Raw genomic sequence first — 13,917 nt, 5'->3', positions numbered from 1 at the left:
CACACCATACACACCGCCGTGATGGGTTGCTCACGGAGGTCGCCTGCGTTTTCGCCGGAGAGTGGCTCGCGCCGCCGTCAGCTCCCCTCGGGTGGCCCTGCACGGGCTCGGGAGACGGCAGCGAGTCCAGCGTACGCCGCCTCGACCTGCACGGTCGCCACGAAGCCCTCGAGCCGGCACCCGGTGAGGGTGGCGCCGGATGCCGACGCCACCCTCGCGGCGAGCGCGCACGGTGCGTCCGCCGCCGCGATCGCACCGGTCGCCGCGTCGGCGGCGGCGAGCGCCGCGGCGTCCGCGGCACCGGCCGCGCGCTGGGCCGTGACGGCGGCTCCCCCGACGGCGGCGAGGCCGATCGAGAGCGCCGCGGCCACGGCGAGGACGCTCGCCGCGAGCGCCGACCCCGCCATCAGGGACCTCCTTCGACCGTCGGCGCCATCACAGCCCTCCGGCGAGTGCGCAGCTGGACGCCCGGAGCGGCAGTCGGATGACGGCGCCGACGGCGACCTCGGCCTGCGTCGTGACGCACACCAGGTCGCCCGATCCTCCGCGGGTCATGCGCGCACCGGGGACGGCCGTCGCGACGACGCGCGCGGCGTCGCCGTCGCTCTGACCGCGTCCGAGCAGTCGGGCCGCATCAGCGGCGGCATCCTGGAGCGCCACCTGCTGCGCGGCCGCCCCGAGGGCGCCGGCGCCCAGGAGCAGGGTGAGGACGACCGCCGGCAGAGCGAGCGCGAGCTCGGCCGCCACGGACCCTCGCTCGTGGTCGCCGGCCGGTGCGCCGACGGGGACTCGCATGCGGGTCACGACACCGTGAGCGCCCGACGCACGAGATCGGTGAGGATCCCGCGGACCTCGCCGGAGCGCAGGATCACGACGAGGAGGCCGGCGAACGCCACGGCCGCCATGGTCGTGATCGCGTACTCGGCGGTGGCGGCGCCGGTCTCGTCGCCGAACAGCTCCGCGGCGCGGCGACGCGTGAGAGTGGGGATGGTGTTCATGAGGTGTTCCTCTTTCTCTGTGGGGATGCAGGGCATCCGGTGGTCGTCGCCGTCAGAGCGGCAGCGGGGTGGAGGCGAGCACGCTGAGCATGAGCGGTGCCACGCCGAGGAGCAGGAAGGCGGGCAGGGTGCACACGCCGAGGGGGATCAGCAGCTGCGTCGAGAGCTTCGCCGCGCGCAGCCGGCCCTCGATGCGCGAGCGGTGCCGATCCTGTGCGGCCGACGCCCGCAGCAGCTCCCCCGACGGGACACCCGCCGTCCGGGAGAGCGCGAGCACGGATCGGATGCGCTCGTCGTCGCCGACCCGTGACGACGAAGCGTCCCCGACCAGTCGGAGCGCCCTCTCGATGGACGCTCCGCCGGAGAGCGCCACGGCGACGAGCTCGGCGCGCATCCCCGGAGTCCCGGGCTGCGGTCGCGCTCGCCTCAGCAGGCGCGCCGTCCACATCCTCGCTGCGAGCACGAGCAGGAGTCCGACGACGAGGCACCCCGTGCCGAGCGGGTTCCCGAGCACCACCCCGAGCGTGTCGAACCCCAACGCGAACCCGAGCAGCAGTCCGGCGAACGGCATCCACAGCAGCAGACGGGCGGTACCGGCCGGCTCGGCGAGCGCGATGCGCACGTCGTCGGCCGCGGAGGCGGCATCGCGCAGCGTCTCCGCGATCGTGCGCAGCACCTCCGCGAGGGGTGCACCGACGGTCGTGGCGACCTCCCACGCCGCGGCGAGGTCCTGCCAGGCGCCGCCCTCGGCCTCGATCGCGGCGAGAAGGGGCTGCCCGCTGTCGATTCGCTCGACGACGGCGACCGCGTGCGCGTCTCCGGTGTCGGCGAGGTGCCGCCACGCGGTGCTCGGGATCGCACCGGCCTGCAGCAGCACGGCGAGAGTCTGGACGGAGGTCGCAGGGTCGTCGCCGATCTCGATCGCCGCACCTCGGCGCCTGCTCACCACGGCCGGACCTCCTCGATGCCGAGCCGCTCTCCGACGAGTCCGAAGCGCCCCGCCTGCGCGATGCGCCGCCGCCCGTCCGGTGACCGCTCGAGGTGCAGCACGACCGTGAAGGCGCTGACCACCTGGCGCGCGAGCGCGACGGAATCCATCCCTGCGAGGGCTCCGAGCGCCTCCATCCGGGCAGGGACGTCGGCGAGTCCGCTGGCGTGCAGTGTTCCCGCTCCTCCGTCGTGTCCGGTGTTGAGCGCGGTGAGGAGCTCACGGACCTCTTCGCCGCGGCACTCCCCGACCACCAGGCGGTCGGGTCGCATCCGCAGCGACTCCCTCACCAGGCGCGCGATGCTGATGCCGCCCGCGCCCTCGAGGTTGGACTGCCGTGCCTCGAGGGCGACGTGGTGGGGATGACCGGGCCGGAGCTCCGCGACGTCCTCGATCGTGACGATCCTCTCGGTGGGCGATGCGCTGGCGAGGAGCGCCGACAGCAGTGTGGTCTTGCCGGTGCCGGTGCCGCCCGTGATGAGGACGTTGGCCCGATCCGTCACGAGCTGGAGGAGCCAGCTCTGCTGCCGAGTGTCGAAGGTCCCGAGGGCGGCGAGCGCGTCGAGGTCGGCGGCGCGCACGCGCGGGACGCGGATGGACAGCGCCGTCCCCGAGATCGAGACGGGCGAGAGCACGGCGTGGACGCGGATGCCCGAGTCGAGCCGCACGTCGACGCAGGGCGACTGATCGTCGAGATGCCGTCCACCCAGACCCACCAGCGCCACCGCGAGGTCGCGGACCTCCCGCTCCGACGCCGTCCATCCGGGCACGGCCTCCGCTCCGCGGCCCCGGTCGACGAACAGCCCGGCCGCGCCGTTGACGAAGATGTCGGTGATCTCCTCGTCGTGGACGTGTTCGGCGAGGGCCCCGAACACGGGGTCGACGCTCAGCGCTGCGGCGCGCTCGGCCACGGCTTCCACGGCTGTGTCGGCACGGGGCCGGATGACGAACGAGGCGGGCATGCATCGACGGTAGGCACGGCGTCCGGCGTCCGGCGGCGGGCGTGCGCTGCCATCCCGGCTCCTGTGCGGAACGGGATCCGCCGCGGATCCGTGCAGAGGAGGACCGGCGTGCGGCGCGGAGCCTCGTCGCGGCCGGGAGCGCTCCCACACTGAGAAGGGCGGCACCTCACGGGGGGAATGAGATGCCGCCCACGGCGGTCCCCGATCGGGGGAATCGGGCACGCCAAGGCCGGAATGAGAATTCGGCTGTCGTCGAGCTTACGCAAGGCGACCGTCCTGACAAAACCGGCCGGAGTACCGACTTTCGGCAGTATGCGGCACCTGTGCCCGAGACTAGATTCGCCCTGACCTGATCGTGTCCACCCGCACGGTCATGCCTGCACGACCTGCCACGCCGCAAAGGAGCGCCTGCCGATGAGCAGCCAGATCGATCATCTTCTCGATGAGACCCGCCAGTTCCCGCCCTCCGAGGAGTTCGTCGCCCAGTCGATCTCGTCACCCGCCCTGTACGAGAGCGCGACCGCCGATCGAGAGGCCTTCTGGGCCGAGCAGTCGCGCGAGCTGCTCGAGTGGAGCACGCCGTTCACCCGCGTGCTCGACTGGTCGACCCCGCCGTTCGCGAAGTGGTTCGACGACGGCGAGCTCAACGTCGCGTACAACTGCCTCGACCGCCACGTCGAGGCGGGCAACGGCGACCGCGTCGCGCTGCACTGGGAGGGCGAGCCGGGCGATTCCCGCAGCATCACCTATGCGGAGCTCACGGAGGAGGTCAAGCGCGTCGCGAACGTCCTGGAAGGGCTCGGCATCGGCCACGGCGACCGGGTCGCGATCTACCTCCCCATGATCCCGGAGGCGGTGGCCTCGATGCTCGCGGTCGCACGCGTCGGCGCGATCCACTCCGTGGTCTTCGGCGGCTTCAGCGCCGACAGCCTGCGCTCCCGCATCGACGACGCAGGCGCCAAGCTCGTCATCACCGCGGACGGCGGCTACCGCAAGGGGCGGGTGTCCGCCCTCAAGCCGGCGGTCGACCAGGCGCTCGCCGACCGCGGCGACGGCGAGCAGCAGACCGTCGAGCACGTCCTCGTCGTCCGGCGGGGCGAGAACGACGTCGACTGGGAGGACGGACGCGACCTCTGGTGGCACGACGTCGTCCCCGCGGCATCCGCCGAGCACACCGCCCGGGCCTTCCCCGCCGAGAATCCGCTGTTCATCCTCTACACCTCGGGCACCACCGGCAAGCCGAAGGGCATCATGCACACGTCGGGCGGATACCTCACCCAGGCGGCGTACTCGCACAAGTACGTCTTCGACCTGCACCCCGACACCGACGTCTACTGGTGCACGGCCGACATCGGCTGGATCACGGGCCACACCTACGTCACCTACGGTCCGCTCGCGAACGGCGCGACCCAGGTCATCTACGAAGGCACGCCCGACACTCCGCACCCCGGGCGCTGGTGGGAGATCATCGAGAAGTACAGGGTCTCGATCTTCTACACCGCGCCGACAGCGATCCGCTCGTTCATGAAGATCGGCCGCACCGTGCCGAAGAAGTTCGATCTGTCGTCGCTGCGCCTGCTCGGCTCGGTCGGCGAGCCGATCAACCCCGAGGCGTGGATCTGGTACCGCGACGTGATCGGCGCCGGCACGACCCCCATCGTCGACACCTGGTGGCAGACCGAGACCGGAGCCATCATGGTCTCCGCTCTGCCGGGCGTCACGGCGACCAAGCCCGGCTCGGCGCAGGTGCCGCTCCCGGGCATCTCGATCGACGTCGTCGACGAATCGGGCGTCGAGGTCGGCAACGGCAACGGCGGACTCCTGGTCGTCACCGAGCCGTGGCCGAGCATGCTCCGCGGCATCTGGGGCGACCCCGAGCGCTTCGCGGAGACGTACTGGGAGAAGTTCGAGCAGCAGGGCTACTACTTCGCCGGAGACGGCGCGCGACTCGACGCCGACGGCGATCTGTGGCTGCTGGGCCGGGTGGACGACGTCATGAACGTGTCGGGTCACCGGCTCTCGACCGCAGAGATCGAGTCCTCCCTCGTGGCGCACGAGGCCACCGCCGAAGCGGCGGTCGTCGGCGCGGCGGACGAGACGACCGGTCAGGCGGTGGTCGCGTTCGTCATCATCAAGGAGAGCTACCTGTCGGCCCACGATCCCGCGGGGCTCGCGCAGCAGCTGCGCCTGTGGGTGGGCGAGCAGATCGGCGCCATCGCACGGCCGCGGGACGTGTACATCGTCGGCGAGCTGCCCAAGACCCGATCGGGGAAGATCATGCGCCGCCTCCTCCGCGACGTCGCGGAGGGCCGCGAGGTGGGCGACACCACGACCCTCGCCGACACGGCCGTCATGAGCATCATCTCGGCCCAGGTGAAGTAGGCGGATGTGCAGAACGCCCCCTCCCGATCGGGAGGGGGCGTTCTCGTGGGGGCTCCGGATCAGGCGAGGATGAAGGTGACCTCGACCTCGACCGGGCTGTCCAGCGGGAGCACCGGCACGCCGACGGCGGCACGCGCGTGACGTCCCGCGTCGCCGAAGATCTCGCCGAGCACCAGGCTCGCTCCGTTGATCACACCCGGCTGGCCGGTGAAGTCCGGGGTGGATGCGACGAAGCCGCCGACCCGGAGCACGCCCGCGATCCGGTCGACCCCTCCGGCCGCATCGGCGGCGGCTGCCAGGGCGTTCAGCGCGCAGGTGCGCGCGTAGGCGTTCGCGTCGTCGGCGTCGACCTCGGCGCCGACCTTGCCCGTCGCGGGCAGGGACCCGCCCGTGAACGGCAGCTGGCCGGATGTGTACACGAGGCCCGCGTGCACGACGGCGGGGACGTAGGCGGCGACGGGGGCGGCGACGAGGGGCAGCTGGATGCCGAGTTCGTCGAGGCGTTCGGACACGCTCACGCGGCACCCCCCTCGAACTGGCGGGATGCCTGCTCGGCGGCGGCCAGGCCGGCGGCGTTGCCTGCGCCGTCCGCCGACACCGCCCGCTTGAAGTAGGCGACCAGGCCGCCCTCCGGGCCCTGGACGACCTGCACGAGCTCCCACCCCTGCTTGCCCCAGTTGTTGAGGATCGCAGCCGTGTTGTGGATCAGCAGCGGCGTGGTGAGGTATTCCCACGTGGTCATGGCACTCCTGTCTGGCGGCATCCGCACGCAGATGCGTCAAAGGCGGTATTCAGGGAACTCCCCTACGATCAAGCGTATGCCTCAAAAGAATCGCACGGTGAAGGGTGCGCTCGGCGGGATCCTCGGACTCGTCGGGCTGAGCGCCGTCGCCGGCCTCCTCGTCACGGCCAGCGTCACCCCGGTCCTCGCCATGACCGGCATCGCCGGCTCCCAGGCACTGACGATCTTCGACCAGCTCCCGACGAACCTCGACGTCACCGCGCCGATGGAGCAGTCGACCATCTACGCGACCGCCTCCGACGGCACCCCGGTCGAGCTGGCCTCGTTCTTCGAGCAGAACCGCATCCCGGTCACCTGGGAGCAGATCAACCCGGTCGTCTACGACGCGATCCTCTCCAGTGAGGACAAGGACTACTTCTCGCACGGCGGCATCAACGTCGGCGCCACGGCGAAGGCCCTCGTCGACAACCTCCGCGGCACCGACGACCGCGGCGCGTCGACCATCACCCAGCAGTACGTCAAGAACGTGCTGATCCAGGAGTGCGAGCAGAAGGCCGATCCTGCCTCCGGGACCTACGCCGACGACCTGCAGCAGTGCTGGCTCGACGCCACCAACGCGGTCGGCGCCAAGGGCGTCGAGCGCAAGCTCCAGGAGATGCGCTTCGCGCTGCAGATCGAGAAGGAGTACTCGAAGAACGACATCCTCCTCGGATACCTCAACATCGCGAACTTCGGCGGCACGGTCTACGGCATCGAGTCCGCCGCCAACCGCTACTTCTCGACCACCGCGGCGAACCTCACGCTCGCGCAGGCCGCGACGATCGCCGGCATGGTGCAGAACCCGAACCAGTACCGCATCGACAGGCCGGAGGGCACGTGGACGGACGGCGACGGCGTCGCCCGCAACGGCGAGGCCGACGGCTATGCGGCGACCATGGACCGTCGCAACTACGTGCTGAACCGCATGCTGACCGACGGCAAGATCACCCAGGCGCAGTTCGACGAGGCTGACGCGTCGCCGATCGTGCCGGCGATCACGGCTCCGACTCAGGGCTGCGTCGCCGCGAACGACATCGCCCGCAGCGCCTACTTCTGCGAGTACGTGAAGTCGGTCGTGCTGAACGACCCCGCCTTCGGCGACACCCCGGAGAAGCGTCGCGACCTGCTGCGCCAGGGCGGCCTGCAGATCTATTCGACGATGAACATCGACATCCAGAACGCGGGCGCGCAGGCGATGCTCGAGACCGTTCCGGGCAACTACGACAACCAGCGCTTCGGCGCCGCCGGCGTCTCGCTCGAGACGAGCACAGGACGGGTCCTCGCGATCACGCAGAACACCACGTTCAGCGAGACTGTCGTCGACGACCAGGCGTACACCTCGCTCGTCTTCGCGACCGACAAGGCGCACGGCGGATCGAACGGCTTCTCGGTCGGCTCGACGTACAAGCTCTTCACGCTGATCGACTGGCTCGAGGAGGGCAACTCGGTCCGCGAGACGCTCAACGGCACCAACCGTGTCTTCACCAAGTTCAAGTGCGGCGACGACAACATCACCAACAAGACGAAGATCCAGAACTTCGGCAACCAGGGCGGCTACACGGGCACCGTGATGAAGTTCACCGCCGACTCGCTGAACAGCGGATACCTGGCGATGGCGGAGAAGCTCGACCTGTGCAAGATCAACGCCGTCGCGGACCGCATGGGCGTGACGCTGTCGAACGGCGGCAAGACGACCGACGGCAACGCCGCCCCGTACGACATCCTCGGGCCGAAGTACATCTCGCCGCTGGCCATGGCCGGGGCATACGCCACGGTGGCGAACGGCGGCATCTACTGCACGCCGAAGTCGATCGACCGGGTCGTCGACGCGCAGGGCAACGAGCTCCCCATCCCGGAGTCGAAGTGCTCGCAGGTCATCGACCCCAAGGTCGCGGCGACCGCCGCCTTCGCGCTGCAGGGCGTCATGAACGGCGGGACCGGCGCCAAGGCGAACACCCGTGACGGCACACCGCTGATCGGCAAGACCGGCACCCACGAGTCGTGGGGAACCATGATGATCGAGTCCAGCACCAAGGTCACGACCGCGGTCTGGGTCGGTCGCTCGGAGGGCCAGGCGAGCATCCTGCGTCAGAGCTGGGGCGGCACCCCGCTGAACGAGATGCGCTACAGCCTCGCCCGGACCATGCAGAGGACCGCGAATGACATCTACGGCGGAGATGCCTTCCCCGCACCCGACGACAACCTCAGCCGGCAGGTGCTGACGGAGGTGCCGAGCGTCATCGGCAAGTCGGTGGGCGAAGCGACCTCCCTCCTCGAGGCGGCCGACTTCCAGGTCGTCGTCGGCCCGCCCGTCGACGGACCCGCGGGTGACGTCGTCGTGGCGCAGGACCCCGTGGGCCAGGCCCCGAGCGGAGCGACCGTCACGATCTCGCCGAGCAACGGCCAGGGCGCGACCGTGCCCGACATCACCGGACAGTCCAAGGCCAATGCCCAGAGCGCGCTGTTCGGCGCAGGATTCTCGTCGATCTCGTTCGAGAACTCCTGCAACCCGCCGACCGCGACCGTCGCATCGACGAACCCGGCCGCGAACACCGCGACGAACAAGAGCACCGAGATCACGGTCACATGCCAGTGACCGGCTCCCGCGCCGCACACCCGGCCCTCATCGCGCTCGGCGCGGTGGGGGCCGCTGGTGCTGCAGCCGCCGTCTGGGGCATCGGCATCGAGCGCTATCTCTTCACCGTGCGCGAAGTCGCGGCATCCGCCCTCGCGCCCGGCTCCGCGCCCCTGCGCGTGCTGCACATCTCCGACGCCCACATGGCGCCGTGGCAGCACCGCAAGCAGGACTGGCTCGCGTCGCTCGCGCAGCTGTCCCCCGATCTGATCGTCAACACCGGCGACAACCTCGGGCACCGCGACGGTCTCGACGGCATCCGACGCGCCTTCGAGCCGTTCGCCGGCATCCCCGGGGTCTTCGTGCACGGTTCGAACGACGTCACCGCTCCGTCGCCGCGCAACCCGTTCCTCTACTTCGCCGGGCCCTCGCGGAAGAATCGCGCTCCGGCGCCGTCGCTCGACACCGAGGCGATGGATGCGTTCTTCACCGACGAGCTGGGCTGGACGGACCTGAACAACACCGCGGCGCGGCTGTCGGTCGGAGGTCGTTCACTCGACCTCTTCGGCGTGGACGACGCGCACCGCGACTGGGATCGCCTCGACGACCTCCCGGCTGCGCTCGAGAAGCTCGGCCCGCGGGAGGAGGGGACGTCGGTCCTCGGGGTCACGCACGCGCCCTACCGACGCGTGCTCGACGGGTTCGTCGACCTCGGCGCGGACGCGATCCTCGGCGGGCACACGCACGGCGGGCAGGTCTGTCTGCCCGGCTACGGCGCGCTGGTCGCGAACTGCGACATCCCGCTGAAGCAGGCGAAGGGGCTCAGCACCTGGACGCACGGCGGCCGCCCGGTGCCGCTGAACGTCAGCGCCGGATGCGGACACTCGATCTACGCGCCCGTGCGCTTCGCGTGCCGCCCCGAGGCGACCCTCCTGACTCTCACGGCACGCGGGTGACCGCTCGATTCGGCGCTGCGGACTTTTCCTTGTAGACTCGGAGGGTTGCAAAACGGGGTGTGGCGCAGCTTGGTAGCGCGCTTCGTTCGGGACGAAGAGGTCGCAGGTTCAAATCCTGTCACCCCGACCAGTGACACCGGAAGGCCGCCCTCGGGCGGCCTTCTCTGTACCGGGATTCGAGCGAAGGGGACCGCGTGGGTCGACTGCTACCGCCGCCGCGCCCTGTGACGCGCGGCGTGGCGATCGCTCTCGGCATCCCGTTCCTCGCCGGCCTGGTGTTCCTGACGCTGACTCCCCGACGCGTCGAGGAGGTCATGCCCAACCTGCTCGACCTCGCGCTGAGCGCCGCACACCGGATCGGCTGGGAATCACTCGACTTCACCCGCCTGGAGATCATCGCGAACGTCCTGGTGTTCGTGCCCGTCGGCATCCTGTCGTTCCTCTTCGTGCCCCGTCGCTGGTGGCCTATCGCGCTCATGCCGGGCCCGGCGCTCTCCCTGTCGATCGAGATCGCCCAGCGCCTGGCGCTCCCCCATCGCGCCGCCACGGTGACCGACGTCGTCGCCAATTCCGGCGGCGCGCTGATCGGCGTCTTCGTCGCGATCGCCTGCACCCTGCTCTTCGCCCCGCGGAGCACTCGGAATCCGTCTCGTACCCTGGAAGTATCATGACTTCACCTGCCCTCGTCGCCTTCGACCTCGACGACACGCTCGCCCCGTCGAAGGGCGCCATCAGCCCGCGGATCGCCGCACAGCTGCTCGCCCTGCTCGAGGCCGTCGACGTCGCGATCATCTCCGGCGGCAACGAGGAGCAGTTCCGGTCGCAGGTGATCGCCCGGCTCGGCGCCGCCGACGCGGCCGCCGTGGCTCGGCTGCACCTGCTGCCCACCTGCGGCACGCGCTACCTGCGTCACGACGGCACCGACTTCGCCCCGCTGTACGCCCACGACCTCAGCGCCGACGAGAAGCACGCCGCGCTCTCGGCACTGCGAGAAGAGGCCGAACGGCTGGGGCTCTGGGAGGCCGAGCCGTGGGGCGAGATCCTCGAGGACCGCGGATCGCAGATCACCTTCTCGGCGCTCGGCCAGAAGGCCCCGCGCGACGCGAAGCACGCGTGGGATCCGGACGGAGCGAAGCGCGAGGCGCTGCGGGATGCCGTGGCAGCGCGTGTCCCCGGCCTCGAGGTGCGCTCCGGCGGTTCGACGTCGATCGACATCACGCGCGCCGGCATCGACAAGGCCTACGGCATGCAGCAGCTCGCCGAGCACACCGGCATCGCCCTCGACGCGATGCTCTTCTTCGGCGACCGCCTCGACGAGGGCGGCAACGACTACCCCGTCCTCGCTCTCGGGGTGCCCTCCGTCGCCGTGGACGGCTGGGAGGACACCGCCGACAAACTCGACGAGCTGCTGAAGACGCTCTGACGCCCGGCTCGTCGGGGCATCAGAGCGTCATCCGCGGTTCAGCCCACGACGACGTCGGAGGCCGAGCGGGACACCGGCACCAGTCGCGTCAGCTGCGTGACGTGCGCGGGCTCGAGCTCCGCGAGCGACGCCACTCCGAGCAGGCGCATCGTGCGCTCGATCTCCGTGCGCAGGATCGCGATGGTGCGGTCGACGCCCGCGCGTCCGCCGGCCATGAGTCCGTAGAGGTAGGCGCGCCCGATGAGGGTGAAGTCGGCGCCCAGCGCGACCGCCGCGACGATGTCGGCGCCGTTCATGATGCCCGTGTCGATCATGACCGTGAAGTCGTCGCCCACGGCGCTGCGGACGCTCGGCAGGAGGTGGAACGGGATGGGCGCGCGGTCGAGCTGGCGTCCGCCGTGGTTGGAGAGCACGATGCCGTCGACCCCGGCGTCGCGCAGACGCACCGAGTCCTCCACGTTCTGCACGCCCTTGATGACGATCCTGCCGGGCCACAGGTCGCGGATGACGGCGAGATCGTCGTAGCTGATCGTCGGGTCCATCGCCGCGTCGAGCAGCTCGCCGACCGTCCCTCCCGTGGTGCTGAGCGACGCGAACTCGAGCTTCGGCGTCGTGAGGAAGTCGATCCACCACCACGGCCGCGGGATGGCGTTGATGATCGTCCCGAGCGTGAGCTGCGGCGGGATGCTGAAGCCGTTGCGCTTGTCCCGCAGGCGCGCCCCGGCCACCGGGGTGTCGACCGTGAACTGCAGCGTGTCGAAGCCCGCCGCGGCGGCACGACGGGTGAGCTCGTAGGAGATCTCCCGGTCGCGCATGACGTACAGCTGGAACCAGTTGCGCCCGTGCGGGTTCGCCGCCTTGACGCCCTCGATCGAGGTGGTGCCGAGCGTCGAGAGGGTGAACGGGATGCCGGCCGCCGCGGCCGCGCCGGCGCCCGCGACCTCGCCCTCGGTCTGCATGAGCCGCGTGAAGCCGGTCGGGGCGATGCCGAACGGCAGGGCCGACGGACCGCCGAGGATGTCGACCGACGTGTCGACGTCGGGAGCCGGCTTCAGGATGCCGGGGTGGAACTCGACGTCCTGGAACGCCTGACGAGCGCGGGTCAGCGACAGCTCGCCCTCGGCGGCGCCGTCGGTGTAGTCGAACGCCGCCTTCGGCGTGCGGCGCTTCGCGATCGTCCGCAGGTCGTCGATGGTGAGCGCGGCATCCAGGCGGCGCTTCTTCCCGTCGAACTCGGGCTTCTTGAACTGCATCAGCTCGAGCAGCTCGGCGGGATTGGGCAGCTGGCGCTTGACCATGGCGTGTCCTCTCAGTGGGCGGATGGGATGCCGCGGGTCAGGCCCGCAGCGGTGTAGTAGCCGGTGATGTGGGCGCGCACGAGCGCACGAGCGGCGTCGGCATCTCCGGCGTCGACGGCCGCGATGATCGCCCGATGCTCGGTGCGCAGCGTGTCGGCCATCGCATCCCAGTCGTCGATCAGGGCGGCGCCCTGCAGGACGTAGGACTCGATCGCGGTGCGCAGTCCCGCCATCGTCGCCGCCACGACCGTGTTGCCCCCCGCCTGTGCGAGAGCCAGGTGCAGCTGCGCGTCGAGCGCGAGGAACTCGGCCGCGGACAGGCCGGCGGCGTCCATCGCGTCGAGCACCCGGTGCGCGGCGCCGAGGTCGCGGTCGGGCGCGGTGGCGAGGGCGGCGACGACCGCGTCTTCGAGCAGCAGTCGGGTCTGCACGATGTCCTCGAGCGGGAAGCCCTGCGCGGCCACCTGGAGCCGCAGGAGGGTCGACATGCCGCCGCTGGGCGTGGCGATGACGATCGCGCCCGACTGCGGGCCCGATCCGGTGGCCGTGCGGATGAGGCCCATGACCTCGAGCACCCTCAGCGCCTCGCGCACGCTCGATCGGCCGACGCCGAGATCAGCGGCGAGGTCGCGTTCGGACGGAAGACGGTCCCCCGGGCCGAGGCGTCCGTCGAGGAGATCTCGTTCGACGTGCTCGAGGACGAGCCGCCAGGCGCGGGCGGGCTGCTCCGGCATCCGTTCACTCCTCCATCGCGAGCCGATCTGTGGTCTGACCACAGTAGCGCGTGTGGTCAGACCACGCAAGGAGTGGGCGGTTCTCCGCAGAGAACGAGCGTTCCTAGGCGGGGAAGCCGTCGATCGGCGATCGCATCGACATCCATGCTGAATCGTGCACGCGTCGGGCGGGCACGCGGMGSGGCGGGCACGCGGCGGGGCGGACGGGTCAGCCCAGGCGGCCGCCGGACTCCCCGAGGTAGCAGCTGCCGCAGAGAGACTCGTACGTGGTGACCTCGGGTGCCGCGGAGCCGTCGGCACCCTCGTCGATCGCCACCTGGTCGCCGTCGAAGACGAAGCGGCCACCGATCACCCGACCGTTGAAGACGGCCTTGCGACCGCAGCGGCAGATGGTCTTGAGCTCTTCGAGCGAGTGCGCGATCGCGAGCAGACGCGCCGACCCCGGGAAGGCATGGGTGAGGAAGTCGTTGCGGATGCCGTAGGCGAGAACGGGGATGCCGTCCTCCACCGCGATGCGGAACAGGTCGTCCACCTGCTCGGCGGTGAGGAACTGCGCCTCGTCGATCAGCAGGCAGGCGATGTCGCGGCCGCGGTTCCGCTCGGCGAAGAGGGCTCTCGCGTCATCGTCCGCCCCGATGAGGAAGTCGACCTCGCGGGTCATCCCGAGGCGGCTGTCGATCTGCGAGACACCCTTCGTGTCGATCGCGGGCTTCGCGAGCAGCACGTGCTGACCGCGCTCCTCGTAGTTGTACGCCGCCTGCAGCAGCGACGTGGACTTCCCGGAGTTCATCGCTCCGTATCGGAAGTAGAGCTTGGCCAC

At 70.6% G+C, this 13,917-nt stretch carries 15 protein-coding genes and 1 tRNA gene; 6 read left to right on the top strand and 10 right to left on the bottom strand.

Annotation, left to right across the window (positions count from 1 at the left end; translation table 11 throughout):
* Nucleotides 1-77: 77 nt before the first annotated feature.
* The 5 genes from A4X16_RS13410 to A4X16_RS13390 are packed head-to-tail and all read right to left on the bottom strand — an operon-like array spanning nucleotide 78 to nucleotide 2,948.
* Nucleotides 78-407: a helicase gene (locus tag A4X16_RS13410; protein ID WP_067121321.1), complete on the bottom strand. Its 330-nt coding sequence runs from the start codon at nucleotides 405-407 to the stop codon at nucleotides 78-80.
* Between the two features lie 28 nt (nucleotides 408-435).
* Nucleotides 436-795 (bottom strand): TadE family type IV pilus minor pilin, encoded by a 360-nt coding sequence (locus A4X16_RS13405; RefSeq protein WP_067121454.1) that lies wholly within the window; start codon nucleotides 793-795, stop codon nucleotides 436-438.
* A gap of 5 nt (nucleotides 796-800) precedes the next feature.
* Nucleotides 801-998, bottom strand: a complete 198-nt coding sequence (locus A4X16_RS13400; protein WP_067121319.1) for a DUF4244 domain-containing protein — start codon at nucleotides 996-998, stop codon at nucleotides 801-803.
* Between the two features lie 52 nt (nucleotides 999-1,050).
* A complete protein-coding gene (locus A4X16_RS13395; protein ID WP_067121317.1) occupies nucleotides 1,051-1,947 on the bottom strand; it encodes a type II secretion system F family protein in 897 nt (298 codons plus the stop codon).
* Nucleotides 1,941-2,948, bottom strand: coding sequence for a TadA family conjugal transfer-associated ATPase (locus A4X16_RS13390; RefSeq protein ID WP_082914460.1), 1,008 nt, complete (start codon nucleotides 2,946-2,948; stop codon nucleotides 1,941-1,943). The genes A4X16_RS13395 and A4X16_RS13390 overlap by 7 nt, the downstream gene beginning before the upstream one ends.
* Nucleotides 2,949-3,362: 414 nt before the next feature.
* Here A4X16_RS13390 and acs point away from each other — a divergent pair, with 414 nt between their 5' ends.
* The gene (gene acs / locus A4X16_RS13385; protein WP_067121315.1) at nucleotides 3,363-5,330 is read left to right on the top strand and encodes an acetate--CoA ligase; all 1,968 of its coding nucleotides are present in this window, start codon (nucleotides 3,363-3,365) and stop codon (nucleotides 5,328-5,330) included.
* A gap of 59 nt (nucleotides 5,331-5,389) precedes the next feature.
* Here acs and A4X16_RS13380 read toward each other — a convergent pair whose 3' ends face one another.
* The gene (locus tag A4X16_RS13380; RefSeq protein WP_067121313.1) at nucleotides 5,390-5,848 is read right to left on the bottom strand and encodes a RidA family protein; all 459 of its coding nucleotides are present in this window, start codon (nucleotides 5,846-5,848) and stop codon (nucleotides 5,390-5,392) included.
* Nucleotides 5,845-6,072, bottom strand: coding sequence for a hypothetical protein (locus A4X16_RS13375; protein WP_067121311.1), 228 nt, complete (start codon nucleotides 6,070-6,072; stop codon nucleotides 5,845-5,847). The genes A4X16_RS13380 and A4X16_RS13375 overlap by 4 nt, the downstream gene beginning before the upstream one ends.
* Before the next feature lie 76 nt (nucleotides 6,073-6,148).
* Here A4X16_RS13375 and A4X16_RS13370 point away from each other — a divergent pair, with 76 nt between their 5' ends.
* From A4X16_RS13370 to A4X16_RS13350, 5 genes are all read left to right on the top strand, one after another.
* Nucleotides 6,149-8,707 carry a transglycosylase domain-containing protein gene (locus tag A4X16_RS13370; protein ID WP_067121309.1) on the top strand — a complete coding sequence of 853 codons (2,559 nt, stop codon included), beginning with the start codon at nucleotides 6,149-6,151 and terminating at the stop codon, nucleotides 8,705-8,707.
* The gene (locus A4X16_RS13365) at nucleotides 8,698-9,642 is read left to right on the top strand and encodes a metallophosphoesterase (RefSeq protein WP_067121307.1); all 945 of its coding nucleotides are present in this window, start codon (nucleotides 8,698-8,700) and stop codon (nucleotides 9,640-9,642) included. The genes A4X16_RS13370 and A4X16_RS13365 overlap by 10 nt, the downstream gene beginning before the upstream one ends.
* 53 nt (nucleotides 9,643-9,695) lie before the next feature.
* A tRNA-Pro gene (locus A4X16_RS13360) sits at nucleotides 9,696-9,772 on the top strand.
* A gap of 106 nt (nucleotides 9,773-9,878) precedes the next feature.
* Nucleotides 9,879-10,313: a VanZ family protein gene (locus tag A4X16_RS13355; protein ID WP_157560193.1), complete on the top strand. Its 435-nt coding sequence runs from the start codon at nucleotides 9,879-9,881 to the stop codon at nucleotides 10,311-10,313.
* Complete coding sequence (locus A4X16_RS13350; protein WP_067121302.1) at nucleotides 10,310-11,065, top strand: HAD-IIB family hydrolase; 756 nt, start codon at nucleotides 10,310-10,312, stop codon at nucleotides 11,063-11,065. The genes A4X16_RS13355 and A4X16_RS13350 overlap by 4 nt, the downstream gene beginning before the upstream one ends.
* Nucleotides 11,066-11,103: 38 nt before the next feature.
* Here A4X16_RS13350 and A4X16_RS13345 read toward each other — a convergent pair whose 3' ends face one another.
* From A4X16_RS13345 to A4X16_RS13335, 3 genes are all read right to left on the bottom strand, one after another.
* Nucleotides 11,104-12,363: an alpha-hydroxy acid oxidase gene (locus A4X16_RS13345; RefSeq protein WP_067121300.1), complete on the bottom strand. Its 1,260-nt coding sequence runs from the start codon at nucleotides 12,361-12,363 to the stop codon at nucleotides 11,104-11,106.
* Between the two features lie 11 nt (nucleotides 12,364-12,374).
* A complete protein-coding gene (locus A4X16_RS13340) occupies nucleotides 12,375-13,097 on the bottom strand; it encodes a FadR/GntR family transcriptional regulator (RefSeq protein WP_067121298.1) in 723 nt (240 codons plus the stop codon).
* Nucleotides 13,098-13,305: 208 nt separating this feature from the next.
* A complete protein-coding gene (locus A4X16_RS13335; RefSeq protein ID WP_067121297.1) occupies nucleotides 13,306-13,917 on the bottom strand; it encodes a thymidine kinase in 612 nt (203 codons plus the stop codon).

This window comes from Microbacterium sp. H83 (genome assembly GCF_001650405.1).
Classification (GTDB): Bacteria; Actinomycetota; Actinomycetes; order Actinomycetales; family Microbacteriaceae; genus Microbacterium.
The sequence above is the reverse complement of the archived record's forward strand: the minus strand, read 5'-3'. Positions and strand labels throughout refer to the sequence as shown.

Coding starts and splice junctions, on each gene's coding strand:
- A4X16_RS13410 (WP_067121321.1), bottom strand. CDS start 407: ATGGCGGGGTCGGCGCTCGCGGCGAGCGTCCTCGCCGTGGCCGCGGCG.
- A4X16_RS13405 (WP_067121454.1), bottom strand. CDS start 795: ATGCGAGTCCCCGTCGGCGCACCGGCCGGCGACCACGAGCGAGGGTCC.
- A4X16_RS13400 (WP_067121319.1), bottom strand. CDS start 998: ATGAACACCATCCCCACTCTCACGCGTCGCCGCGCCGCGGAGCTGTTC.
- A4X16_RS13390 (WP_082914460.1), bottom strand. CDS start 2,948: ATGCCCGCCTCGTTCGTCATCCGGCCCCGTGCCGACACAGCCGTGGAA.
- acs (WP_067121315.1), top strand. CDS start 3,363: ATGAGCAGCCAGATCGATCATCTTCTCGATGAGACCCGCCAGTTCCCG.
- A4X16_RS13375 (WP_067121311.1), bottom strand. CDS start 6,072: ATGACCACGTGGGAATACCTCACCACGCCGCTGCTGATCCACAACACG.
- A4X16_RS13370 (WP_067121309.1), top strand. CDS start 6,149: ATGCCTCAAAAGAATCGCACGGTGAAGGGTGCGCTCGGCGGGATCCTC.
- A4X16_RS13365 (WP_067121307.1), top strand. CDS start 8,698: ATGCCAGTGACCGGCTCCCGCGCCGCACACCCGGCCCTCATCGCGCTC.
- A4X16_RS13350 (WP_067121302.1), top strand. CDS start 10,310: ATGACTTCACCTGCCCTCGTCGCCTTCGACCTCGACGACACGCTCGCC.
- A4X16_RS13345 (WP_067121300.1), bottom strand. CDS start 12,363: ATGGTCAAGCGCCAGCTGCCCAATCCCGCCGAGCTGCTCGAGCTGATG.
- A4X16_RS13340 (WP_067121298.1), bottom strand. CDS start 13,097: ATGCCGGAGCAGCCCGCCCGCGCCTGGCGGCTCGTCCTCGAGCACGTC.